This is a genomic window from Pontibacillus halophilus JSM 076056 = DSM 19796 (assembly GCF_000425205.1).
Lineage (GTDB): Bacteria > Bacillota > Bacilli > Bacillales > BH030062 > Pontibacillus_A > Pontibacillus_A halophilus.
Map to the genome: position 1 here is coordinate 75,577 of NZ_AULI01000008.1, position 21,803 is coordinate 97,379.

Sequence of the window (21,803 nt, forward strand, 5' to 3'; positions counted from 1 at the left end):
TTTAATTTTTCTGAAAAATGTGTTGCTTTTGTCACACCACCGTACTAAAATGAGGGCATTCCATTTTGAAGGGGGGCTATTGCAATGATTACATTCGTTGCATCCATCTGTTTATTAGTAGTTGGCTATCTTGTCTATAGTAAGGTGGTGGAACGAATTTTCGTCATAAATGACGAAAACACGACTCCCGCTTACAGTAAGCAAGATGGATTTGATTATCAACCGATGAGCTGGTGGCGAGCAAGCTTGATCCAGCTATTAAATATTGCAGGTCTCGGTCCAATCTTTGGAGCGATCCTTGGTGCCGTTTATGGACCTGTCGCATTTCTATGGATTGTGTTCGGCTCAATCTTTGCAGGAGCCGTCCACGATTATTTCTCTGGCATGTTATCCTTACGCCATAACGGCGCTCAATATCCGACACTTGTCGGACAATACTTAGGTAAATACGCGAAGTCCATTATCAACCTTCTATCAATTGGACTCATGGTGTTAGTTGCTGCCGCCTTCACGGCTGGTCCGGCTCAATTAATGGCAGAGGTGACACCTCTTAGCTTTATCGTCTCACTCGTCCTAATCTTTACTTATTTCTTTATTGCGACCATCCTTCCAGTGAACAAGATTATTGGCAAGATTTATCCGCTCTTTGGCGCGATTCTAATCTTTATGGCTGTATCCATCGGAATTGGATTGTTCTTCTTGGACAACAGCGTTCCAAATCTGACATTACAGAACCTTCATCCAGGAGATGCACCAATCTGGCCACTCCTAATGGTGACCGTCTCTTGCGGAGCGATTTCTGGCTTTCATAGCACACAAAGCCCCATTCTCGCTCGCACGCTCAAGAAAGAAAGCGAAGGGCGTAAAGTATTCTACGGAGCTATGATTGCAGAGGGGGTTATTGCACTGATTTGGGCTGCGGCTGGAATGGCATTCTTCGGTGGGACAGGCCCATTAAATGAAGCAATTGGAACCGTAGGACCAGCTGGAATTGTGAATGAAATCTCTACAACTCTCCTTGGTGGTTTAGGTGGCGTGCTTGCAATCTTAGGGGTCATTATCCTTCCGATCACAACTGGTGACACCGCACTACGGTCATCGAGAATGATGGTAGCCGACTTATTGAAGCAATGGAGCAACCGCTCCTTCACAAGCAAGAAAGCAACGATTCTATTGGCAGTGCCTGTCGCCGTACCAGCCTTTCTACTTACACAAATGAACTACACCATGCTTTGGCGTTATGTAGGTTGGTCCAACCAAGTTGTGGCAACGGTTATGCTTTGGACAGCTGCGATGTACTTAGTGAAGAATGGAAAGTTCCATTGGATTTGCAGTGCACCAGCGTTCTTCATGACTGCTGTTGTCAGCACCTATATCTTCTACGCACCAGAAGGATTCTCTCTTCCTTACACGACTTCACTCGCACTTGGTGGAATCATTTGGGTAGTAGTAGCCGCATGGTTCATAACTCAGTTGAAGAAAGCGAAGCAGCTTAAGGTTGCCAGACCAAGACGAAGAGCTTCTTAATTCGTTAGAAACGTTCAGAGTAGTAAGTACTCTGAACGTTTTTTCGTGCGTTTCCCCTCCCCTTCCATCATTTATATGGTAAGATGTACGCATCAACATTTACTTATTTTAGGAGGTTGTTGATTTGAACAGAACTATGAGGTCTCTCATTGGTCTAATTGGAAGTCTAGTATTAATTGTAGCCTCTTCATTTATCCTACTTACGAAAGACATCCCTTCACAGACGACTACCGTCCAGACAATCTTCTTGGTGAGTGGGGTTGTTGGAGTTATTACAAACGGGATTATCATAAAGAAGCTAAAAGCATAATCTGTACATCTCCTTATATACAGATCCCCCTATTTCCATACATCATTAAAAAAAGCACTTCAAGTCGCCGAACGGCGAATTGAAGTGCTTTTGATCTATTTTCTAGAGCATTAACATTAACTTTCAGGACGTGCTTTCTTCGCGTGATTAGCCGCTGTGACAGCTTCTGGCATGATCTTATTCTCCATAGCTTCTTGCTTCGTCTCTTGAGTACCGCCTATCACTTGGTCATCGCCATTCATCATGGCATCATACGATTGCTTCGCCACAAGCTCTTTATCATTCTTCTCGGAAGAACCAATCTCTGTGTCTCCCATGCCTGCATTGTCATGGAAATTCGTATCTGTCGCACCTGGTAAAGTTGCTGTAACTGTCACACCTGTGCCACGTAATTCTTCACGAAGCGATTCCGCAAAGGAGAAAGCGAATGCTTTCGATGGCCCGTACACGGTCTCATATGGGGTTGGAAGTGTAGCTGCAATGGAAGAAACGATGAGGATCTTCCCATTCCCATTTGGCAACATATGGTTCACGACACGTTTCGCCATATGAACTGTACCTGATATGTTAATGGAGATGAGTCTCAATTCCTCTTGTAAATCCGTCTCTCTAAATGCTCCACCAAGGCCAATTCCAACGTTAAGTACGGCAGAGTCGACTGGACGTCCAAGATTGTGAACGAATGTCCAGAAATCCTCTACTCCATCATAAGTAGCAGCATCGGCCTTGTGAGGGTACGCTTCTACTCCAAAGTCTCGGATGACCTCTGCCGCTTCAAAGATTCGGTCACTTGAACCTGAAATGGCAATGTCGTAATTGTCTTTCGCGAAATGCTTAGCAATTTCTAGACCGAGTCCAGAAGAGGCTCCTGTAATCATAGCAAGCGGACGATTGGTTGTCATATACATTCTCCTTTTATAGAAAGTCTTGATTTCATTCTAGATTTAAACAATGTGTATCCGTTACTAGTTAGAGTCTTACCCTCCGACTTCCGCCATCAAACAAGAAAGAGTATTCAGTCCTAACAATAGAAAAAGACTAAGGAGTTCCTTAGTCTTTCTTCCGTTTCATAATGACCGTTTCATAATGACTTCAAAGAAAGCACTCATTCCATAACTCTTAGTCCCTGGAGCAAATATCTGAACTAACTCCCAGCCATCCTTCTCGTGTTCAGCAATTACATCATGGTAATCCTGCTTCGGTTTATTGAAAGAAGCTAACTCAATTCTCACAAACTTATGCTCATACATACCGCTACCCCCATTCTTTGATAGCGTATACGTAAGAAAATGTCAGAGGTTTAAATTATTTGGAATCTAACAAGCTAAATAAGCCTCCTATTCGAACTCGAATAAGAGGCTTCCTCCATATAGTATAGCAATGCGTCTCTTCCCTACTGCGGCACGTTACCTGGGACACTAATATTAAATGTAACTCCAAACTTATCTTGTACCATACCATACAAAGGGCTGAAATCGGTCTTATGTAGAGGAATCATCACTTGTCCTCCATCTTCTAACTCAGTGAAGATGGTTCTCGCTACATCCTCTTCTTTCGGATGAATAGCAAGTTGTATCGAATTACCAGGCTGGTAAGGCATACCATCATACGTGTCAGAGAACATGAGATCCGCATCCCCAACCTTTAGATGCGCATGCATAATACGATTCTTCATCTCGATTGAGAGCGGATCATCAGGGTCACCTGGTACGTCGCCATATGTCATGATACTCACCAATTCTCCCACAAGCGCTTTCTTATAGAAATCAACTGCTTCTCTTGTAGTCCCATCGAAGAATAGATAAGGATTCAAACTTATGGACATCATTCAACAACCCCTTTTTGGAAATAGATTCGTATGTAGAACGAATCATTTCTCCGTAATAGCTTTCTTCATATAGATACGTGTCTCATCACGGCCTGATTCCTCCCAGCCGAGATGAAGGTAATAGGAGCGATTCTCCGTCAATAAGGCATGGGTCGCTAATCTCATTTCGGAATACCCTTTATCCCTTGCTATTGATTCCGCAAACTCCATAAGTACTCGACCTAACCCTTCACCTTGGTAATCAGGACGGACAGCGATGTTGGCAATTTGTAAGTAATCATCTTCGTACATGACAATCGAAGCACCTATAATTTCCTCTTTATCTTCAATTACAAAGACTGGGAAAGAGGCAATCTCTTCTTTATAATCTACATGCATCGGAGGAAGGAAAGCACCATCTAATCGCTCATTGTAGGTGGAATAAGCCATTACCATACAGGTAGTCAGGCTGCTAGCATCCTCCATAGTCGCTTCTCTTATCTCCCATTTTGTTTCACTCATGTCAGTCACTCCAAACTCTTTTGTGTTCTAATGAAATACACTCTAATTCGCATCGATACTTCATTCTATCGCAATTCGCCATGTTCCTATACTCTCATGCACTGATTTCGATTGAAGTCTCATTCCCTATACGGGTTACTCAACGACACAATTGGCATACTCACTCTTCCAATTCAATCGCACTATAGAACATCATTCGCTAAAATAGAACTAGCATGATGCATCTGAAAAGGAATATTCTATTCTTTATAGGGGGTTTGATTATGCGTGTAATGAAAGAAAAGGATCTGTACCAACTTACCTTCATGCCGAAGCTTTTCCCAATCAACTGTTACTTAATTGACGAAGGAGACGGTCTTACGTTGATTGATGCTGCCTTACCAAGCAGTATAGATGGTATTATGAATACGGTGAAAGATATTGGAAAGCCAATCACCCGTATTGTGATAACCCATGCACACAACGATCACGTCGGTTCACTTGATTTAATCAAAGACCAATTCCCGGAAGCCACTGTCTACATATCCAGACGGGATGCACGGTTACTAGAGAGGGATTTCTCAACTGATAAGAATGAGCCAAGTCCACCGAAGAAAAGCGGTGTCCCAAAAGCCTTGAAAACACAACCTAACGAAACCCTTGTAGACGGAAATCAGATAGGGTCGTTACTGGCTATTGAGACCCCTGGACATACGCCTGGTTCCATGGCTTTCTTAGACACTAGAACAGGGACGCTAATTGCCGGAGACGCATTTCAGAACCGAGGAGGATTTGCTGTTACCGGACAACTCCGACTCGCCTTTCCATTCCCCGCTTTCGCAACATGGAACAAACACCAAGCACTAGAAAGTGCGAAAAAGCTTTCCCATTATAATCCTAATCTACTTGCTGTAGGTCATGGTGATCTAGTAAGAGCCCCTGCCAAGAAGATTGCTGAAGCGATTAAGGAAGCACAACGGAATTTAGAGAAGAAGTAAAGACATGCTGATCAACTATTGGTAGATCCTTGACAGAAGAATGCTTTCTATCTCTTCTTGAGTTAAGACGCCTCTATTCATCGTAACCTCATAACCTTCTTCTGACAGGGTCACACTGCAATGCCCTAAGTCAGCCGATAGATAGATGCCCTTGTAGGGAAATTGACTTTAATGATGTGCAAATTTAGAGATTACCGCAAACATTAAAGGGAGGCTACACGCCCCCCTTCAAAATGTCACTACTGTAAACTTGTAAATGGAACTGCTTTGACACTGAAGTAAAATCACCACTTAGTGGTCTGTGATACCGCCTATAACGACATCACCCTAGACCCTGCTCCCTCACAGTGTCGACATGACACGAATCCTTTATAGTTAGACCAATAATTCCTTAACACCCTTCTAATCAGCGACTAAACCACCAAACAAACAATAAAATAACGGCAATGATTATCCATACAAGGGTAACTGCGTGCTTCCTTTCAGCCTTCTTCTTCTCAGCATTAGCTATAGCAATCCCATTTATTGAAGCAATAGAAATGGCTAACCACGTCCAGAAACTCATGACCCCCATCTCCTTGTACGTCAGATAAACCATATTAGTAATAGGTTAATAAAGACAAGATTCCAATCAATCCTCCCGTACTAAGAAGTGTCGCGCTCCTTCTATGTCGGCTGCCCCATTCCAGATATAGCAATCACTAGAAAAAAGAAAGCCACCCCTGCTAATGAAAATAGGAATGAAACCATTGCAATCCATCTACCTACCCCTCTATGAACGAACATACCAACTAATACGGCAACTGCGGCCAGAACCGCAACCGTGATAATCATCTCGGGAGAGGAAATTGCATCCCACTCTCCTCCACCCATTATTAACATAAAGATGAGAACGCCTGTCATGTTTAAGAGCAAAGAGAGTCAACTGATCCATGTGTTTTTAAGCATACGCCCATCCTTTCATGTTCAATTGAGTCGTAACTTTCTATCGCATTTACTCCCAACTCAGTAAGAGCAAGCACCCTACATCAATTACTTCTTATGAGAAGAACGTTGTCGGTTCGTGAAGTTTGATAAGATAATGAGGATTAGCCCTATAAGAATTAATGACAGCGAGGTTGCGTCTGACACATTCGATGCCCCGTTAATTCCTATATAATCACTTAGAGCAAATCCAATAGCAAATACCCATATACCTAAGAAAAACATCCATTTCCCTGCTCCAGTCTTCCTCTTCAGCAACATTCACATCCCCTTCCACTATCGATATCGTATTAACGACAACCACCAACTTACTTAACTGTTCAAATGACTTTCAAACCATTCGCCAAGCTCTATTGATGATGCTTCGTATAAGACATCTCAACAAGCCTAATCGCGCAAGTAAGAGTTAAGACGTATACACCTGTCTAGTTCGATAAATCCCAATTAACGTTAACAAGAAGCCAAGGGTTCCAATAGTCTCAATCTTATGACTCCCAACACCAAAATAACATAATATGGAAAGAAATGCTCATGAGAACGTTGAACCAAAAGCATAAAAAAAGCCGCCTCTCCACATGGAGAGACGGCTTTATCGTTTCGCTTATAGTCCGTATACTGTCATACCACCATCAACAAATATGTTCTGACCGCTTACGTAGCTTGAACCAGCAGACGCAAAGAATAGGTAGGAAGATTTCAACTCTTCTAGCTGTCCTAAACGTTTCATTGGTGAGCGGTTCTCAACAGCCGTACGGAAGTCCTCATCTTCAAGGTCACTTTCGTTCATTTCGGTCTTGAAGAACCAAGGGCTAATCGCATTAACCGTAATGTTATATGGAGCAAGCTCTAATGAAAGCTGCTTCGTTTGGTGAATTGCTGCCGCTTTACTTGTACCGTACACAGAGCTAAAGGAAAGACTCACTTCCCCTGCTACAGAAGCTGTATTAATGATGCGACCGTAATTCTGTTCTTTCATATAAGGAACGACGGCTTGAGTCGTGAAGAAAATGGATTTCGCATTGGTATTCATAACATGATCCCAACCTGCTTCATCGAGACTATCGATTAAGCCAGGAGCCAATGTACCTGCATTGTTTACGAGAATATCGATTTGACCTAGGTCTTCATAGATTGCTTGGACAAAACGCTTGATATCCTCCGTATTCGTTACGTCACCTTGGTAACCCTTCACTGAATTGCCTGTCTTCTCTTGAATCTCAGCTGCGGCCGCTTCTACTTTCTCTAATGTACGACCGATAATTGCAACAGTCGCTCCACTTTCAGATAAAGCTTCAGCCGCTGTCTTACCAATACCGCTGCCGCCTCCTGTTACCATCGCAACTCTACCAGTGTTATTGAATAGTTCCATGATTACACACTCCTTATGCCGAATGTTTAAGATTATTGTTCAAGTTCATTTAATTCTAATGAATATGGGCAGTATATCTTACCCTCGTTTTACTTATCAATATTTTTGCTTATTAGCTGTTAATGTTTAATGAATATAAGTTTTTATTTATTAAAATTTCGATATAAAAATAGGAAGCTGCCTAGTAGCAACTTCCCAAAGTACGATTGAACGAATCAACCTTTATGCTTCCCCTTTCCGAAATAGAAGATTCCAAATAAGGCACCGAGCGCAGTCATACTTAATGCGAGTATAAGCCCTATCCATGGTCCTGCACCTGCGATGAACGGTACAGAAAGTGCTGTAACAAGCCCGCCTCCGAGAAACGGTTCATAAACAAGCTGCTTGTAACCGAATGCTTCAAACGCAGGGGATTCATTATCTGGGTCAACGATCCGCATCAACAATAGACCTGTAGCGGTGACACCCATGGATTGACCGAAGTCACCAATGCCTCGCTCAAACCAGTAATTCGGAATGATTCTTGATGCGAGGTAAATAAAACCGAATAAATTCCAAGAAATCCCCGCAACTGCTAGTACCAAGAATGGCACAAGATAGTCTCCAATGACCTCAAGTGAAACGGTAGCAATCGCAGAAATAATGAGCACATCAAGTGCAAGTCCTTGTATTCGATTAATCATTCTGCGATCGACTAGATTGTACTTATCATTTCTATTAAAGAAGGATTGTAGAATAATCCCGCCAAACATGGCAATCGGGAACAATGGAATGTACTGCATAAAGCTTGAGCCCGTCCAATTTGCAATTGTGATGCTTTCAAGCCCAATTAACCCTTGTAAGATGCCCCAACCTATTAGTATGGCAATCATAATAATGGCTAAATGGAAAGATAACGGCTCGATTGATTCAGGTCGAAGCGTCATTTTCCCTGCGGGTTCACGATTCTGATAATCCATGATCCCCCTCTTACGCAGCTCAGAAAATCCTTCGATGTCTTTAATCACCTCAGTTTTGTTGTTTCTGACCGCCCAGTTGATGAGAATGATCCCGAAGATTACTCCCGATAAGACACCGACCGTCGCTAGTCCTATCGCTAAATCAAACGCCTCAGAGAATCCTAGCTCTTCAAATGTACTCGCCATCCCAGCAGCGGTACCATGTCCACCCTCAAAGGCAACTTCAATAAGAGCACCAGCCATGACCGGGATATCGAAGAGTGGTCCAAGAATGAATAGGACAACGACTAAACCGATTACATATTGGCCCCAGCCAATCGCCCACCCAAAGGCAAGTTGAGGTCCACCATATTTCCAAATATCCTTAAGTCCTGGCATCGACGCGCCAAGAAATAAGGAAGCAAAGACTACGTTAATCATTAGCCCAGGAAGTGCAGCCCACACCTGAGTAATCGCGTCCGTCATAATCCCATTTGTTAAGAAGTGCCCTTCTGAAACAAATGGAGTGACTAGCTTCCCGAGCACCTGCGGACCTAATAGCAGCGCGATAAAGCCGCCGATAATAGAAGCTGGTAAAAATAGATTCTGAAATAAAGCTACTTTCACCCGAATTAGTTTTCCTATAATAAGAAATACACCTATGTAAAGCAGCGCAAAACCTATTTCCTCTGGACTCATAACAACATCCCCCATTTTTCATCTAGCTACGAAACGTTTTATCATCACTAAACGTTATTACAATCTCTTCCTTGAATTCCCCCTCGAAAAATGATGTTAAACTTAAATAAAAAAAGACTTTTCAATTTTTGTAATTGAAAAGCCTTTTAACAAATTCTGTTAGATACAGGATAATAGGAGACGTCATTTATTGGTCGTCTACCTTTTTAATCTCTTATCTTCATTAGAGCGAGTGACAATAACTTCGTTGCATACCCCTTTCCTCTTCTGAAGGGGGAATTCCGTAACCAATGTAGCCCTTACTTTCCAACAGAGCTTTCGTTAATCCACACTTGATCGTCACTGCCCTACTCACGCCCCTTCTTAAAAGACGCATGGTTTTAGCATAAGCTTTCCTCATTTTTGTTCTAGATACATAGTGAATTAAAGAACCGAGCATTCAAAGTATGATTTTAATCATTCGTTCTTTAGCTCAATCTTTTCTTCCTCCTCCCCCCATTTTACAATGACATCTACAGTTTGGTTCTCATTAAAAGCAATTCGATTACTCCCACTGTGATGGGAGAATGATTTGTCCGATGGTGGTTCTTCACTAAAATTGGCCGTTGACTTTCCGCTAGAGGATGCTGTTCTATACTCATACATAATTTCATTAGCGTCAGTTAAATCCTTTAGCTCTCCTCTATAATTCAATGTGAAATCTTTTGTTACCCCCTCTTCCATCACAGTTACTTTTAATCTTGCTTCCCAATTCTCACTATTACCCTTATAGATGTATTGTTCTCGATCCGAGCAGCCGATCAATAGGATTAGCAAGAAAATCATTGCACCTCCAGCGTATTGGAGTAGACGAATCTTTCTCATTTCCCCCATCCCTTCTAAAAATTTAAGTTTAGAGTCACTCAAAAGAATGCTAAAAAATCCCACCTGCGTCCCAATTATTTCAAAACCAATTGGTACAATCAATAAAAAAAGACGCCCTATTGTAAGGACGTCTCTACTCATTAATATAGTTTCTGCAACGCTTCTTTATTAAACGCTAACAGATCATGAACTCTACCTTCGTGAACTTTCTTCACCCATTCAGGGTCCATTAACAAGGAACGGCCGATAGCTACAAGGTCGAACTCATCATGGTCAAGCTTGTCGACTAAGCCATCAAGGCTAGTTGTTCCAGCACCTGAGAAGTCGGTAAAGACACCATCAAGTCCAACAGAACCTACAGATATGACAGGTTTTCCTGATAGTTTCTTCGTCCAGCCTGCTAGGTTCAGGTCAGACCCTTCAAATTCTGGCTCCCAGAATCTGCGTGTAGAGCAGTGGAAAATGTCCACACCAGCTTCAACAAGTGGCTGTAGGAAGCGTTCCAACTCATCGGGGGTGTTGACCAATTTCGCATCGAAGTCATTCATCTTCCACTGGGAGAAACGGAAGATGATTGGGAAGTCTTCTCCAACTTCACGACGACACGCTTCTACAATCTCTACAGCAAACTGTGTACGCTGAACGAAATCGCCACCGTAACGGTCTGTACGTTTATTCGTATTTGCCCAGAAGAACTGGTCAATTAAGTACCCGTGAGCACCATGAATTTCAATTGCATCAAAGCCTAAGCGTTTCGCATCTGCTGCCGCTTTAGCATAGGATTCCACCAATGCCTCTACCTCTTCAGTAGATAAGGGTTCATTCACTTGCTCTCCATCTAGGCTTAATCCAGATGGCCCCACAGGAGATGCTTCCTCGTTCGGAAGGTCCCCTTGGCTACGAGTCATTCCTACGTGCCACAGCTGAGGAGCAATCTTACCGCCGGCGTCGTGTACTTCTTTCACGACATTCCCCCAGCCATTCAATGCCTTCTCTCCGTGAAACACAGGAATACTCGCACCAGATACGGAAGCCGGTTGGTCAATTCCAGTACCTTCTGTGATAATCAACCCAACTTCATTCTCCGCACGTCTACGGTAATACGCCGCAACCTCTTCATTCGGAACGTTCCCTGGTGAGAACCCACGTGTCATCGGCGCCATGACAGTACGGTTAGGAAGGTTTAATTTACCACTCGTAAATGGTTCAAATAAAGCTTTGTTTGTTGTTTCGTTTTTCATTGATCTTCCTCCTTTTCCAAGCGGTGTCTGTAATTATCACAGATGACGGAAGGAAACGAAAGAAATCTGTTTTGATGTAGCACATTGTTCCTCTGGCCTTGGTTCAAGAGTCTGAGAGTATTTGTTTCTTAATCGTTAATGAACGTAGTCACGCTTCGTTTTGATGCGATTGTTCGCCTTGCAAGCTCTTCTTTCCAATTCTTATTGTCTAATTTATATTCGCCATATTGGTCTTTGTACGTCTTTCTATAGAGATTGATTGTTCTGGATTCTTCTGGGTAGTTATGTGACAAGGGATAACCGTGTCGCCCTTCCTCATATATGTATTGTTCTACAATATCTCCTACTCCCATAAATGAATCCAAGAATGAAAGGAACTCGATATCTTCTCCTCCAAGTTCATAAACGTATGGAAGGGAGAACGGCAACAGTTCCTTATACGCTTCTCCACTTAGAAAGGGATACTTATTTTCACTCTTATGATATTCAGGAATTGGCCTACATGTAGCAATAAAATAATGTGCTGTCATGAACAATGCCCCGCCCTTTCTTTTAACTACCTGCTATCTTTCCTACTAAACTCTAGAATGTTCAACCCCTCTGATGCTTCTGGTGCTTCAAAATAATTCGTAACCTGATTGAATACTGCTTCCGTGTCAAAGGCTGCTCGTTCAGGTTGTTCGTTTCTTCGTTGTGCAAGTTGCCGTAAGCATTGCTCATTCGTAAGATTAAGGAAGATTAGTTGATGGTCTGCATCAACCTCAGTTACTAGGTCTAGAAACCACTTTCTCTGATTACGTGTGTTAGCGGGGAAATCCATCACTACGTTGGTACCGACACTTAAAATGTTTTGTACATGCTTTTTCACCAGTGGCTTGAGCTGCCTAGAGTAGGTGATATAATCTTCAAATGATTCAATCACTTCCGGATAAAGCATGGAGAGCCACTCATCCTCTGACATCAACACCGCAAGATGTTCACTTGCAACTTGCTGTGATTTAGTGGACTTTCCTGCGCCCATCTTCCCACAGAAAAAGTAGAGCGTTCCTGTTTGTTTCATCGTTTGATCCCTCCGGTTATTCCCTACTAGCGACTTCGTATTGATTGTAATTATCTTACTATCACTTAACATATTACCATTCCACACCAAATATAAGAAGGAAACGAGGCTTACTATTGATTTCCCCTTCCCAGTTTCAAATCCTAATTCGTACTATAAAAGAGGTAATCCCAGTACACTACCAAGATTACCTCTTCACCGTTATTAATTTATTATTTTCCAAGCATGCTTGAGACAACAAATTCTTGTTGCTTGCGTCCAGTTGGGTCGGCTTCGGTTTTAAACTTTGTTAAGTTCTCTGACCATTGTGATGTACGAACACGAAGCGGCAATTCGTCGGAGTTCAGATGTTCATAAATGACCTCCGCTACCTCTTCCGGTGTTTGGAAGACGCCTTCATCGCGGCCTCTCATTTGTCCGAGATAATCATTTAATACTTGCTCATAATCGCCTTTCGGAAATCCACCTTCTCGTTCTAAATTAGCGAGAACAGTATTTGCAAATTCAGAAGAGATTCCTCCTGGCTCCACGATCATAAACTCTACTCCAAAGTATGGGGTAACATAAGACGCGAGGCTCTCGTAATAGCCTTCAAGTGCGAACTTAGAGGCGCAATAAATTTCGTTAAGGGGCTGTCCGACCAGGCCACCTACTGAAGAGATAGATACGATACGTCCCTTGTTTTGTTCTCTCATGTGTGGAAGTACCGCTTTGGTCGCACGAATCTGGCCATAGGTATTGATGTCGAACACCTTCTGGTACTCTTCTTCTGTCACCTGCTCGGTTGTCTTGATAAAGCCGATTCCGGCATTGTTAATAAATAAATCAATCTTTCCGTCTTGATTTATGACCGTTTGGATGGCTTCATCAATCGACTCTTGTGACTGTACATCCAGTTGAAGCAACTCAATGTCTAGTCCCTCTTGTTGCAGGCTATGAATTCCGCTTGCTTTCTCAAGATTACGCATGGTTGCGTATACCTTCCAGCCCGCTTTGGCCAGTACTTCCGTCATGCTAAGTCCTAATCCAGTTGAAGTTCCAGTTACTACAGCAATTTGCTTTTGCATCGTAATCCCGTCCTTTATTATGGTTGATTTAAATCCTTCCACAAACTAAATGTCTAAAACCGTCTCTAATAATCGTGTATTTAATACTCAACCAATCTCTGTATGGTGCTAGTTGTTTGATCTCTTTGTCTCTTCAATCGGTTGATGGTTTATACTATAGAGGTTAAAGTGCACTTTAACGCAAGAGAAAACACAAAACTTTTTTTCAGGGTGATGGACAACGTTCATTTCAACCTCAACACATCCCCTTTGTCCATCTGTAAATTTTACCTCTACTCAATAAAAGTTTATTGAATATCAATAAAGAATCCTGTAAAGTTATACCAAAGATAACAGGAGGTGCTTGTTGTGAATGAACCTAAATCGAGCCTGAAGAACCGAGGCAACGTACTCTTATTGAAGTTAGCCATCGTGTTTATTGGCATGATCATCCTATCCCTTTGTGTATTTTGGCTTCCATGGCAATCGAACGTGCTTGCCGAGATGTATCCGGAATACACCTATTTAAGACTCCCTCTCCTAACAGGAATCTACATGACCACAATCCCGTTCTTCATCGCTTTATATCAAGGATTTAAGCTCTTAACCTCTATCAATCATCATCGCGCATTCTCTACAAGATCTGTGAACTCGCTACGCACTATAAAGCATTGTGCATTGGGTATAGGTGGATTGTATGTGATTGGATTCGTTCTCCTCATCACTCAAGATGCCGGTAATCCAGGTATCCTTCTCATCGGATTGCTTGTTATGTTCTTTTCTGTTGTAATTGCAGTCTTTGCTGCCATTCTTCAACAGTTATTGAAGAGCGCCATTGATTTAAAGTCAGAGAATGAATTAACAATATGAGGTGAAGGCAATGGCTATTAAAGTCAATATTGATGTCATGCTAGCTAAACGAAAAATGAGTGTAACAGAATTGTCTGAGAAGGTAGGAATCACAATGGCAAACCTATCCATACTAAAAAATGGAAAGGCTAAGGCAATCCGCTTCTCTACCCTAGAAGCCATTTGCAACGCATTAAATTGTCAGCCTGGAGACATTCTTGAATATGTGAATGAACAGTAGGTTTGGGGTGAATGTAATTACAGATACGTTTATCCCCACCCACAAATAAAATCAATCAAACTAAACAAGAACCTGACAGAAACACTGCTTTTCTGCCAGGTTCTTTTTGTATGCACTAAATCAAAGTACAATATGAATTTATATAAGTTTTTCATACTTTTGTATAAGTTTACTTTACTTTTTGTAAAAAGTTGGTTTATACTACTATCTAAGAGGTGGAGGTCATGAAGAAAAATCTTGGAGATTCGATATCCAATAAGGTTTATGAACATCGTGTGCTTGCAAGAATGTCTCAACAGGAATTAGCAAAGCAAGTCGGGGTATCCAAGCAGACCATCTTCGTGATGGAGAAGGGTAATTATGTGCCCAGTTTGCTGTTGGCATTTAGGATTGCCAACGTATTCAATGTGGATGTAAACGAAATCTTTAGCTATTCGAAGGGGATGGATGAAAATGATGAATGAATGGTTCTCAGACTTTCAAAGCGCTATTTATCAGCCGTTGAGAACATGGGCTGAACAATCTACAGGTAATTGGAACATTCTGATTGGACTTGGATTTTCACTGGTTATGGGGAGTGTCATTCTTACTTTCACCTTCTATAAAATGATCGGAACAGAAGACGAACGCACAAGTTACATCTTATTAAAGTGCAGCTCCTTTATTCTTCTAACCATCGTTTTATGTGACACCCTTTTTCCGAAAGACTACATGTGGACGATATTTTTCTTATTCAAATATGGCTTAGCTTTTTTAGTGGGGGCAATGTCTATGGCCATTCAATATAGAAGGGATATGGCATAAGGAGTGAAGAACAGGGAATTAGCATAAGGGTATGAGAATGTCGGTATTCCAGTTAGCAGGGTGAACTTTACATAAACCCCCAGTTTAATTACTTCGCTTTATGTGAGAAGACTAGTAATTGCATAATGGTCTCCCTAACCTTGAAAAATAAGGAAAATTCAGGACAACAAGCTCCATGAGGCCTAATGAAAGAGGGCATTTCTCATGGTTCAGGAATGCCCTCTTTAGAAACCTGAATCATTACTTAGCAATACTAGAGCCATTCCTCAACACAAGGAATGGCTCTAGTATTCGTATCTAACTTTACTTTCTTTCCTATAGTTCCGCCAATCGTAGACATAACTATTTCCATCCCTGGGTCTCGCAATAACTCATTCAATTCATTTGCACGCGTTTTACGCCCCCGAACGATAGACTTCATCCTTGCCTGTCAAATTTCCTTCTTACTTCAATACAAACACATTTACCAACCTTACAATAAGAGTACATACAAAAACGAACGCAGTAGAATCTAAGAAATCTTTACTCGGTTCTTTTTTCGCATTTTAATTCTGCTTCAAGTTCCCACTCCTTAGTTCTACTTGTAAATTAATCCTTGTTAGTATCCAGTACGCTTTAAATACCACCAATTCAACAATATGTATCTATACCAAACTGTCCAATACTATGATTTATATTTCAATAGCACTAGAGCAGCTGGTAGACCTAATACAACTAAAACTAATCCTATTCCGAGCGCTGTATATAGGATGTAACCAGGTAAATTATATTGAGGAATGATTGTTAATAAAGGCACCCCAATAGTTAGCATTAAAATAATGTACGTATTCAGTTTTTTATTACGATCCATCTTCCTAACCGCTCCTTAACGTTCTTCATTACTATTTTTCAAAGTTGCTTTGCACTGTATTTCGCACATATAGGATAGAAACTTAACATTCAAGCAGATAAGCTCCGTATTCTGATGGTTGCATGTAGGAAGGGAATAAACTCCAATCCCTTATACAGTTTGAAACAAATTGAACCCTTACGTATAGATTAGTTTAAGCCTTTCGCAAACAACCGGAATTTTACTATGGAACTCTTTATTGACTTCTCTCAGTTCCCGGTTAAAGAAGTCTTCGTGTTCCTTCCGCCAATGCGCTAACGTACGGTCACCTTCACCTTCTAAATACGCGTGTTCCTCAGTAACTTCATCAAAGGGGATGACCTCAACTGACGTCGTTTCGACAATGGCTACGGCTTTTCCATCCCCATCAAGAACAATGTTATGGAGACCGACATAGGGCAACGGCTCATCTTCTATTTGATAGATTGTATAATTGGATGCAGTAGCCGCTTTCTTTCCCTCTACTACTGCGACAGCAAGTTCATCAGCCATTTCTTTAGAATTGCCAAAGGCCCATGCTTCATAAGTCGCTGGAGCATTGGGATTCAATTTCTTGAAAGCTTCCCAGATTTGATTAATTGAATCTTGACTCATATGTACCAACCCTCTTTCTATCATTCTTAAGATGATGTTCCTACGTATACATACCCTTTATTAAACGTGTTTCCCTATTTCCTGGTCGTTATAGATCAGTTTGGTATATGTAGTACTCCCCATTAGAGTTTTATTCTCTCACAAGCACTGCTGTCTTGTCATTTCATTAAATTGGCAATCTGCGGAGGCTCCCATTTCATTCTCAAATTCTTGAAATAAAGTTAGGAACCATTTTGTAGAATGAAACGTCTACTACAGCCTACCTCATTCGATTAACATAATCGTCGTTTTTCACTCTGCCATTATCTATTATTGAATACAAGTTAGTAAGAGATACACCTGTTAAAACAATCACACCTCCAACAATTGATAGGAACGAGGGTGTTTCCCCTATCCAAATCCAGGATATGAGGATAGCCAAAGCTGGAGTGAGATACAGCGCACTTGTTGCCTCAGATGCCCCTTGTCTTGAAGTGACATAGGCTATTGCAACGTAAGGAATAACGGTTGGAATAAGCCCAAGATAGATGACCGTTAGTAAACTTTCTGTGGAAGCATTACGAACTGCTTCGGTAATTCCAGGTGAAAAAAACAACATAAACGTGGTACCTGCCCAAATCGTATAAGTCGTAAAGGGTAGAAAGCCATACTTATCTAAGTACTTTGACTGCAGCACAAAATAAAAGCTCTCCCCTAAAGCTGCAAGTAATACCATTAGAATTCCCTACTTAAAATGGATTCCACCTGATTCCCCTAATGTAATAACCATCACACCCAGAAAGGCGATAAAGGAACCAATCCAACCGTACCGATTTAACGTCTCTTTCAGGACCAGCATTGCAATAAGCGCCGAGAATAAAGGTGTCAACGAAACCACTAGACTAGCCGTTCCAGCATCAACACTCTGCTCTCCTATACTTAAACATGTGTGGTAAACCGCGAAACCTAAAAAACCAAGAATCAAGATGGCCGGTATGTCTTTCATATTTGGCATCCTCATTTTTTAATGTGCGCCACTACTAATAATCCAAGAGAACCAATTAATAATCGTATCATGGACAAATGTTGTGGACTAAAAGAGTCCAGCCCAACCCGTATAGCTGGGAAGGCAGAAGCCCACAAGAAGATGGCAATCGCAGTTGCCAATAGTACTTTAACAGACATACATTCACTCTCCCTCTGCACGATAAGAAAAGACGGGTAAGTACTCATTCATTAACCATCAATTCTTTTTAAGTCTTAGCAATTAATATGGTAGAGTAATTACTAAGAATTGGAATCAACCATTCTCGTTAAAGTGAGACCAACCAATTTCAGCAGAAGGATGAGCTATATGCAGGATGAGCAGAAAAAAACTACAGATTCCTATAAGAATATTGCTGCTTTTATTCAAGGAAAGATCGAGGCAGGAGAGTGGTCAGCTGGAAGGAAACTTCCTACTCAGCGAGCACTAGCAGAAGAGTTTAATGTAAACAGAAGCACAGTTATTCACGCTTTGGATATCCTTAAAGACAAGGGCTATATCGAATCTAAATCTGGTAGCGGAACGTTTGTCTCTAAACATTCTTCGTCTGACATTTCAAGGAACATGATGAACTGGAATGATTATTCGAAGTACAGTGTCTATCCAACCAACCATCAGACTGTGAGGAAGATCAACAACTTAGAGTTGGATCAATCTCTCATACAATTAGGTAAGGGCGAACTTCACACATCGCTTTTCCCAAGGGATTCCTTTAATAAATCGCTCCGCACCCTGGAAAATACGTTTGATAATTACGGGTATAACGATGGTACCGGGGATGATCGGTTCAGACAGGCTATATCCAATTATTTGAAGAAGAGAGGCATATCTTCTTCTCCTCAAACCATATTGCCAGTTTCCGGAGCTCTACAAGCTCTACAATTAATTACGCTTGGTTTATTACAACGTGGTTCAACGGTCTATGCACCACACGTTTCATACATCCATTCTCTACATATGTTTAGAACGTCTGGGATGAGGATAAAGAGTGTTCCCTTTACAAGTAAAGCTCTCGATGCAGATTACTTACGTGAACATCTATCCGGAAACCATCATTCATCTGTATTGTACATAAATCCTACATTTCACAATCCGACGACCCAAACAATCAGTTCGAATAACCGTAAAGATTTAGTCGAAATCTCCAATCAATATAAAATGCCCATTATAGAGGACGATATTTTTCGAGACTTGTGGCTTGATCAAGAACCACACGCCCCTATTTCATCTTTAGATAACAGCGGACATACCTTACTAATTGGTAGTTTCTCGAAAACCATGGCACCTACTCTAAGAATTGGATGGATTTCAGGACCCGTAGATGTGATTGATAAACTGAGTGATTTAAGGATGCAGCTTGACTATGGGACAAGCTATCTTCCACAGCTTGCCTTATACGATTTTCTTGAATCGGGGAGATATGAACAGCATTTGTTAGAATTAAGAGAAGAGTTACGATATAGAAGGGATATGTTAGTACACTTACTAGAAGAGAACATGGATGATTATGCTACCTGGGAAGTCCCAAATGGCGGGATGTTTATATGGGTTTTGTTTTCAGAAGAAGTTAATATTCGGAGGTTGTTTACTTCGCTCGTTGGACAGGGTGTTCTTATTAATCCTGGTTTCATTTATAGTTCTTATCCCAACCAATACGTCAGGCTTTCCTTTGCTAGCTCTTCTGTGGAAGAAATGAGACGCGGAATACTTATTATGCGGAAAGTTATAGAACAGCATCAAATGACTGTTCTTGAATAAGGCCCGAATACTTCTTAACCTTATATCCTTCTCGTAATCAAAGCGAGTTTCGCATTATACTTCTTCTACTATGAAGTCATGACCTTTCATACTGAAAAGTCATGACTTTGTTTGTTAATCGTTAACACCGTTAGAAGACCGTTCTGCTTCACATATAATCTTTAACTATGTTTAGAAGTCGATTTGAGCTTTCTGATGATACATTTTCGGAAAGTCGTGCTGCAGCAATAATAGGTGCCCATTCTAAGATATCAATTCTTGAAAGACCACTCTTCTTACAATATAACTGCAAGTACATATCTGCTATGCTCATTGAGAGTTGCGAGTATAGAAGGTAAGTCCTATACACATCTGCACAGGGATTACCTACGCTCCCATCTACCCAGTCTATTGTTGCAACTCCTTTGTCTGACATTAACAAGTTATAGATATGATAGTCCCCATGACACAACCTGCTCTCCATGGGCATAGATTCTAACTTCTCTAATAACTTTGCTTTCCAATCATGATTTAAATTTGGAGCCTGAGTGATTTGTCGAGTTAGTTTTGCAGACATAAGTTCAATAGAGTGTCCCTCAATCTGATGGATTCTTAGCTGGATGTCTATAGACATACTCATATAATACTCTGCTTGTTCTGGATTACATGACAAGAGTTCTCCTATCGTTTCTCCACGGATATACTCCATAATAATCGCTTGTTTTCCACCTTGTTTGGTGACATCCAGCACTCTTGGAACACGAATCCCACAGGAGTAAGCATACTTTTGTTTATATGCTTCATTCACCGACTCCGTCTCAGGTAGATTGTCATTGAATACCTTGACCGCCTTATTCTCAACTACATACACCTTTGCTGTATTCCCAACGGCTAAAGGTTCCCCCAAAGTATCTAGGTACATAGGTCACCTCGAGTTTCTTTATTATTAAGCCAAGCGTTCATATATGGAGAGCACAAACTAACTTAACAGTTGAAGAAGATTTAAAACTGAAATTCCCCATCCTTCATTAGCAGGACTTCAGCTCCGCTTCCCATAACACCCTGTATTTTCATATCCTCCGTACCAAACGTCACATTGACTGCCAAAATTGAAGTATTCAGACCCGCTACTCTCAACTCTTCCTCGGATTGGTCAATGCCATTTCGAATAGTAGAAGGAGATGCATGTCCAATCCCAATATGACAGGAGGTATTCTCATCAAATAAGGTATTGTAGAATAGAGTATCTGTCTGAGCAAGAGGAGATTGATTGGAGACCAAGGCAATCTCACCAAGATAATGCGAGCCCTCGTCTGTTTCGATGAGATGTTGTAACAATTCCTGTCCCTTTGCAGCAGAATAGTCAGTGATTCTTCCCTCTTTGAATATTAGATAAAACTCATCGATGATCCTTCCTTCATAAATAAGAGGTTTCGTTCCTACCAACTTGCCATTCACCTTATGCTTATGAGGTGCAGTAAAGATTTCCTCCGTAGGAATGTTAGGAAAGAAAGGGATCCCATACTGATCGAAGACACCCCCACCAATAAAACGATGATGATGAGGTAGTCCCACTACTAAATCAGTTCCACGGCTATTTGTGAAATGAAGGGATTCAAATTGGTATTCGTTTAGACTATTTTTCCGAGACTCGAAAGTTCTATTATGACTCTCCGAATCTTGTATCGGATTTGCTCCATCTGCTCGAGAACCTTTCAAGATTAATCTCCAAAGGGATTGGATAGCTTCTTCTTCACTTAGGCCCGGAAATACTTTGGTTGCCCATTCAACACTTGGGACAGTGATAAGACACCAACGTACCTCGTGGGACCTAATCTTCGCATGATGATCCTTCAATTTACTCCGAGAAGCATTCATGAAACGAGTGATCTTTTCTGTAGGTATATCCTTAAAGACTTCTAAGTTCTCAGAAATGATATGGATGTAGGCAGCACCTGCGTCTTCCCACTCCTTATAACGGGCAACCTGCCAATCAGGATAGTGTTCGATAACATGTTCTGCTGCATAAGACAAAAATGCTTTAGTAGACTGTTCATCTGTCCAGTCTATACATACCTTTGAAGCCCCGGCCTGATAGGCTGCTGTTTGAACCAGGCGTGCAAACGTAGCGTTTTGTATATCACTATGTATGATCAATAATTGATCTTGCTGCAGATTTACACCAGCCCCCACCGCAAGCTCTGCATACTGTTTCAACTGTGCTTCGCTTATAGAACTGTATATACCTTCATCCATTTTAGATCTCCCCCTTTAATTTTATCTATTTCTGGTTGAATATCCTTATTTCATTCTTCTTTGAC

Annotated in this window: 26 protein-coding genes and 1 pseudogene; 8 read left to right on the forward strand and 19 right to left on the reverse strand. The window is 41.4% G+C overall.

Annotation, left to right across the window (positions count from 1 at the left end):
• Positions 1 to 84: 84 nt before the first annotated feature.
• Positions 85 to 1,527 carry a carbon starvation CstA family protein gene (locus H513_RS0108905; RefSeq protein ID WP_026800435.1) on the forward strand — a complete coding sequence of 481 codons (1,443 nt, stop codon included), beginning with the start codon at positions 85 to 87 and terminating at the stop codon, positions 1,525 to 1,527.
• Positions 1,528 to 1,651: 124 nt separating this feature from the next.
• Positions 1,652 to 1,837 carry a hypothetical protein gene (locus H513_RS0108910; protein ID WP_026800436.1) on the forward strand — a complete coding sequence of 62 codons (186 nt, stop codon included), beginning with the start codon at positions 1,652 to 1,654 and terminating at the stop codon, positions 1,835 to 1,837.
• Between the two features lie 116 nt (positions 1,838 to 1,953).
• On the opposite strand, the gene H513_RS0108915 is transcribed toward H513_RS0108910, so the two are convergent.
• The 4 genes from H513_RS0108915 to H513_RS0108930 form a co-directional block, all read right to left on the reverse strand.
• Positions 1,954 to 2,739 (reverse strand): SDR family NAD(P)-dependent oxidoreductase, encoded by a 786-nt coding sequence (locus tag H513_RS0108915; protein ID WP_026800437.1) that lies wholly within the window; start codon positions 2,737 to 2,739, stop codon positions 1,954 to 1,956.
• Between the two features lie 165 nt (positions 2,740 to 2,904).
• Complete coding sequence (locus H513_RS0108920) at positions 2,905 to 3,087, reverse strand: DUF4177 domain-containing protein (protein ID WP_026800438.1); 183 nt, start codon at positions 3,085 to 3,087, stop codon at positions 2,905 to 2,907.
• 143 nt (positions 3,088 to 3,230) lie between these two features.
• Positions 3,231 to 3,662 carry a VOC family protein gene (locus H513_RS0108925; RefSeq protein WP_026800439.1) on the reverse strand — a complete coding sequence of 144 codons (432 nt, stop codon included), beginning with the start codon at positions 3,660 to 3,662 and terminating at the stop codon, positions 3,231 to 3,233.
• 45 nt (positions 3,663 to 3,707) lie between these two features.
• Positions 3,708 to 4,166, reverse strand: a complete 459-nt coding sequence (locus H513_RS0108930) for a GNAT family N-acetyltransferase (protein WP_036769667.1) — start codon at positions 4,164 to 4,166, stop codon at positions 3,708 to 3,710.
• Positions 4,167 to 4,429: 263 nt separating this feature from the next.
• Between H513_RS0108930 and H513_RS0108935 the strand changes: the two genes are divergently transcribed.
• Complete coding sequence (locus H513_RS0108935) at positions 4,430 to 5,143, forward strand: MBL fold metallo-hydrolase (protein WP_026800441.1); 714 nt, start codon at positions 4,430 to 4,432, stop codon at positions 5,141 to 5,143.
• 406 nt (positions 5,144 to 5,549) lie between these two features.
• Here H513_RS0108935 and H513_RS21570 read toward each other — a convergent pair whose 3' ends face one another.
• The 10 genes from H513_RS21570 to H513_RS0108985 all read right to left on the reverse strand — a co-directional run bounded on the left by H513_RS21570 (position 5,550) and on the right by H513_RS0108985 (position 13,365).
• On the reverse strand, positions 5,550 to 5,708 hold the full coding sequence (locus H513_RS21570; RefSeq protein ID WP_154655216.1) for a hypothetical protein: 159 nt from the start codon (positions 5,706 to 5,708) through the stop codon (positions 5,550 to 5,552).
• 101 nt (positions 5,709 to 5,809) lie between these two features.
• A complete protein-coding gene (locus tag H513_RS21575; protein ID WP_156111442.1) occupies positions 5,810 to 6,046 on the reverse strand; it encodes a hypothetical protein in 237 nt (78 codons plus the stop codon).
• 129 nt (positions 6,047 to 6,175) lie between these two features.
• Positions 6,176 to 6,388: a hypothetical protein gene (locus H513_RS0108950; protein ID WP_026800443.1), complete on the reverse strand. Its 213-nt coding sequence runs from the start codon at positions 6,386 to 6,388 to the stop codon at positions 6,176 to 6,178.
• A gap of 340 nt (positions 6,389 to 6,728) precedes the next feature.
• Positions 6,729 to 7,496, reverse strand: coding sequence for an SDR family NAD(P)-dependent oxidoreductase (locus H513_RS0108955; protein WP_026800444.1), 768 nt, complete (start codon positions 7,494 to 7,496; stop codon positions 6,729 to 6,731).
• A gap of 215 nt (positions 7,497 to 7,711) precedes the next feature.
• Positions 7,712 to 9,133: a sodium/glutamate symporter gene (locus H513_RS0108960; RefSeq protein ID WP_026800445.1), complete on the reverse strand. Its 1,422-nt coding sequence runs from the start codon at positions 9,131 to 9,133 to the stop codon at positions 7,712 to 7,714.
• A 456-nt stretch (positions 9,134 to 9,589) separates the two neighbouring features.
• Complete coding sequence (locus tag H513_RS0108965; protein WP_154655217.1) at positions 9,590 to 9,997, reverse strand: hypothetical protein; 408 nt, start codon at positions 9,995 to 9,997, stop codon at positions 9,590 to 9,592.
• Positions 9,998 to 10,137: 140 nt separating this feature from the next.
• Positions 10,138 to 11,238, reverse strand: a complete 1,101-nt coding sequence (locus tag H513_RS0108970; protein ID WP_026800447.1) for an NADH:flavin oxidoreductase — start codon at positions 11,236 to 11,238, stop codon at positions 10,138 to 10,140.
• A gap of 128 nt (positions 11,239 to 11,366) precedes the next feature.
• Positions 11,367 to 11,768, reverse strand: a complete 402-nt coding sequence (locus H513_RS0108975) for a hypothetical protein (RefSeq protein ID WP_026800448.1) — start codon at positions 11,766 to 11,768, stop codon at positions 11,367 to 11,369.
• Positions 11,769 to 11,794: 26 nt separating this feature from the next.
• Positions 11,795 to 12,298 (reverse strand): P-loop nucleotide/nucleoside kinase family protein, encoded by a 504-nt coding sequence (locus H513_RS0108980; protein WP_026800449.1) that lies wholly within the window; start codon positions 12,296 to 12,298, stop codon positions 11,795 to 11,797.
• 212 nt (positions 12,299 to 12,510) lie between these two features.
• Positions 12,511 to 13,365, reverse strand: a complete 855-nt coding sequence (locus tag H513_RS0108985; protein WP_026800450.1) for an SDR family oxidoreductase — start codon at positions 13,363 to 13,365, stop codon at positions 12,511 to 12,513.
• A gap of 348 nt (positions 13,366 to 13,713) precedes the next feature.
• Here H513_RS0108985 and H513_RS0108990 point away from each other — a divergent pair, with 348 nt between their 5' ends.
• The 4 genes from H513_RS0108990 to H513_RS0109005 all read left to right on the forward strand — a co-directional run bounded on the left by H513_RS0108990 (position 13,714) and on the right by H513_RS0109005 (position 15,238).
• Positions 13,714 to 14,214 carry a DUF2975 domain-containing protein gene (locus tag H513_RS0108990; RefSeq protein WP_231572090.1) on the forward strand — a complete coding sequence of 167 codons (501 nt, stop codon included), beginning with the start codon at positions 13,714 to 13,716 and terminating at the stop codon, positions 14,212 to 14,214.
• Between the two features lie 10 nt (positions 14,215 to 14,224).
• Positions 14,225 to 14,434 (forward strand): helix-turn-helix domain-containing protein, encoded by a 210-nt coding sequence (locus H513_RS0108995; RefSeq protein ID WP_026800452.1) that lies wholly within the window; start codon positions 14,225 to 14,227, stop codon positions 14,432 to 14,434.
• Positions 14,435 to 14,658: 224 nt separating this feature from the next.
• Entirely contained in the window at positions 14,659 to 14,898 is a 240-nt protein-coding gene (locus H513_RS0109000) for a helix-turn-helix transcriptional regulator (protein ID WP_026800453.1), read from the forward strand.
• Positions 14,891 to 15,238 carry a DUF2178 domain-containing protein gene (locus tag H513_RS0109005; RefSeq protein ID WP_338048997.1) on the forward strand — a complete coding sequence of 116 codons (348 nt, stop codon included), beginning with the start codon at positions 14,891 to 14,893 and terminating at the stop codon, positions 15,236 to 15,238. Before H513_RS0109000 ends, H513_RS0109005 begins: the two co-directional genes overlap by 8 nt.
• Positions 15,239 to 15,491: 253 nt before the next feature.
• Here the strand turns inward: H513_RS0109005 and H513_RS22230 are convergent, their stop codons facing one another.
• The 3 genes and pseudogenes from H513_RS22230 to H513_RS19895 form a co-directional block, all read right to left on the reverse strand.
• Positions 15,492 to 15,659, reverse strand: coding sequence for a S66 peptidase family protein (locus H513_RS22230; RefSeq protein ID WP_156111440.1), 168 nt, complete (start codon positions 15,657 to 15,659; stop codon positions 15,492 to 15,494).
• Between the two features lie 606 nt (positions 15,660 to 16,265).
• Positions 16,266 to 16,721 (reverse strand): ASCH domain-containing protein, encoded by a 456-nt coding sequence (locus tag H513_RS0109020; RefSeq protein ID WP_026800456.1) that lies wholly within the window; start codon positions 16,719 to 16,721, stop codon positions 16,266 to 16,268.
• Positions 16,722 to 16,980: 259 nt separating this feature from the next.
• Positions 16,981 to 17,885: pseudogene (locus tag H513_RS19895) on the reverse strand (DMT family transporter).
• A gap of 169 nt (positions 17,886 to 18,054) precedes the next feature.
• On the opposite strand from H513_RS19895, the gene H513_RS0109030 reads away from it, so the two are divergent.
• Positions 18,055 to 19,503: an aminotransferase-like domain-containing protein gene (locus tag H513_RS0109030; RefSeq protein WP_051239821.1), complete on the forward strand. Its 1,449-nt coding sequence runs from the start codon at positions 18,055 to 18,057 to the stop codon at positions 19,501 to 19,503.
• A 148-nt stretch (positions 19,504 to 19,651) separates the two neighbouring features.
• Here the strand turns inward: H513_RS0109030 and H513_RS0109035 are convergent, their stop codons facing one another.
• Positions 19,652 to 20,389 carry a phosphotransferase family protein gene (locus H513_RS0109035; protein ID WP_420804733.1) on the reverse strand — a complete coding sequence of 246 codons (738 nt, stop codon included), beginning with the start codon at positions 20,387 to 20,389 and terminating at the stop codon, positions 19,652 to 19,654.
• A gap of 95 nt (positions 20,390 to 20,484) precedes the next feature.
• Positions 20,485 to 21,738 carry an aminopeptidase gene (locus H513_RS0109040; protein WP_036769662.1) on the reverse strand — a complete coding sequence of 418 codons (1,254 nt, stop codon included), beginning with the start codon at positions 21,736 to 21,738 and terminating at the stop codon, positions 20,485 to 20,487.
• Between the last annotated feature and the right edge of the window lie 65 nt (positions 21,739 to 21,803).

Bases quoted from the DNA above. Each gene is read 5' to 3' on its own strand.
- H513_RS0108905 (WP_026800435.1), top strand. From the start codon at position 85: ATGATTACATTCGTTGCATCCATCTGTTTATTAGTAGTTGGCTATCTT.
- H513_RS0108915 (WP_026800437.1), bottom strand. From the start codon at position 2,739: ATGACAACCAATCGTCCGCTTGCTATGATTACAGGAGCCTCTTCTGGA.
- H513_RS0108920 (WP_026800438.1), bottom strand. From the start codon at position 3,087: ATGTATGAGCATAAGTTTGTGAGAATTGAGTTAGCTTCTTTCAATAAA.
- H513_RS0108925 (WP_026800439.1), bottom strand. From the start codon at position 3,662: ATGTCCATAAGTTTGAATCCTTATCTATTCTTCGATGGGACTACAAGA.
- H513_RS0108930 (WP_036769667.1), bottom strand. From the start codon at position 4,166: ATGAGTGAAACAAAATGGGAGATAAGAGAAGCGACTATGGAGGATGCT.
- H513_RS0108935 (WP_026800441.1), top strand. From the start codon at position 4,430: ATGCGTGTAATGAAAGAAAAGGATCTGTACCAACTTACCTTCATGCCG.
- H513_RS21570 (WP_154655216.1), bottom strand. From the start codon at position 5,708: ATGAGTTTCTGGACGTGGTTAGCCATTTCTATTGCTTCAATAAATGGG.
- H513_RS21575 (WP_156111442.1), bottom strand. From the start codon at position 6,046: ATGACAGGCGTTCTCATCTTTATGTTAATAATGGGTGGAGGAGAGTGG.
- H513_RS0108950 (WP_026800443.1), bottom strand. From the start codon at position 6,388: ATGTTGCTGAAGAGGAAGACTGGAGCAGGGAAATGGATGTTTTTCTTA.
- H513_RS0108955 (WP_026800444.1), bottom strand. From the start codon at position 7,496: ATGGAACTATTCAATAACACTGGTAGAGTTGCGATGGTAACAGGAGGC.
- H513_RS0108960 (WP_026800445.1), bottom strand. From the start codon at position 9,133: ATGAGTCCAGAGGAAATAGGTTTTGCGCTGCTTTACATAGGTGTATTT.
- H513_RS0108965 (WP_154655217.1), bottom strand. From the start codon at position 9,997: ATGAGAAAGATTCGTCTACTCCAATACGCTGGAGGTGCAATGATTTTC.
- H513_RS0108970 (WP_026800447.1), bottom strand. From the start codon at position 11,238: ATGAAAAACGAAACAACAAACAAAGCTTTATTTGAACCATTTACGAGT.
- H513_RS0108975 (WP_026800448.1), bottom strand. From the start codon at position 11,768: ATGACAGCACATTATTTTATTGCTACATGTAGGCCAATTCCTGAATAT.
- H513_RS0108980 (WP_026800449.1), bottom strand. From the start codon at position 12,298: ATGAAACAAACAGGAACGCTCTACTTTTTCTGTGGGAAGATGGGCGCA.
- H513_RS0108985 (WP_026800450.1), bottom strand. From the start codon at position 13,365: ATGCAAAAGCAAATTGCTGTAGTAACTGGAACTTCAACTGGATTAGGA.
- H513_RS0108995 (WP_026800452.1), top strand. From the start codon at position 14,225: ATGGCTATTAAAGTCAATATTGATGTCATGCTAGCTAAACGAAAAATG.
- H513_RS0109000 (WP_026800453.1), top strand. From the start codon at position 14,659: ATGAAGAAAAATCTTGGAGATTCGATATCCAATAAGGTTTATGAACAT.
- H513_RS0109005 (WP_338048997.1), top strand. From the start codon at position 14,891: ATGAATGAATGGTTCTCAGACTTTCAAAGCGCTATTTATCAGCCGTTG.
- H513_RS22230 (WP_156111440.1), bottom strand. From the start codon at position 15,659: ATGAAGTCTATCGTTCGGGGGCGTAAAACGCGTGCAAATGAATTGAAT.
- H513_RS0109020 (WP_026800456.1), bottom strand. From the start codon at position 16,721: ATGAGTCAAGATTCAATTAATCAAATCTGGGAAGCTTTCAAGAAATTG.
- H513_RS0109030 (WP_051239821.1), top strand. From the start codon at position 18,055: ATGCAGGATGAGCAGAAAAAAACTACAGATTCCTATAAGAATATTGCT.
- H513_RS0109040 (WP_036769662.1), bottom strand. From the start codon at position 21,738: ATGGATGAAGGTATATACAGTTCTATAAGCGAAGCACAGTTGAAACAG.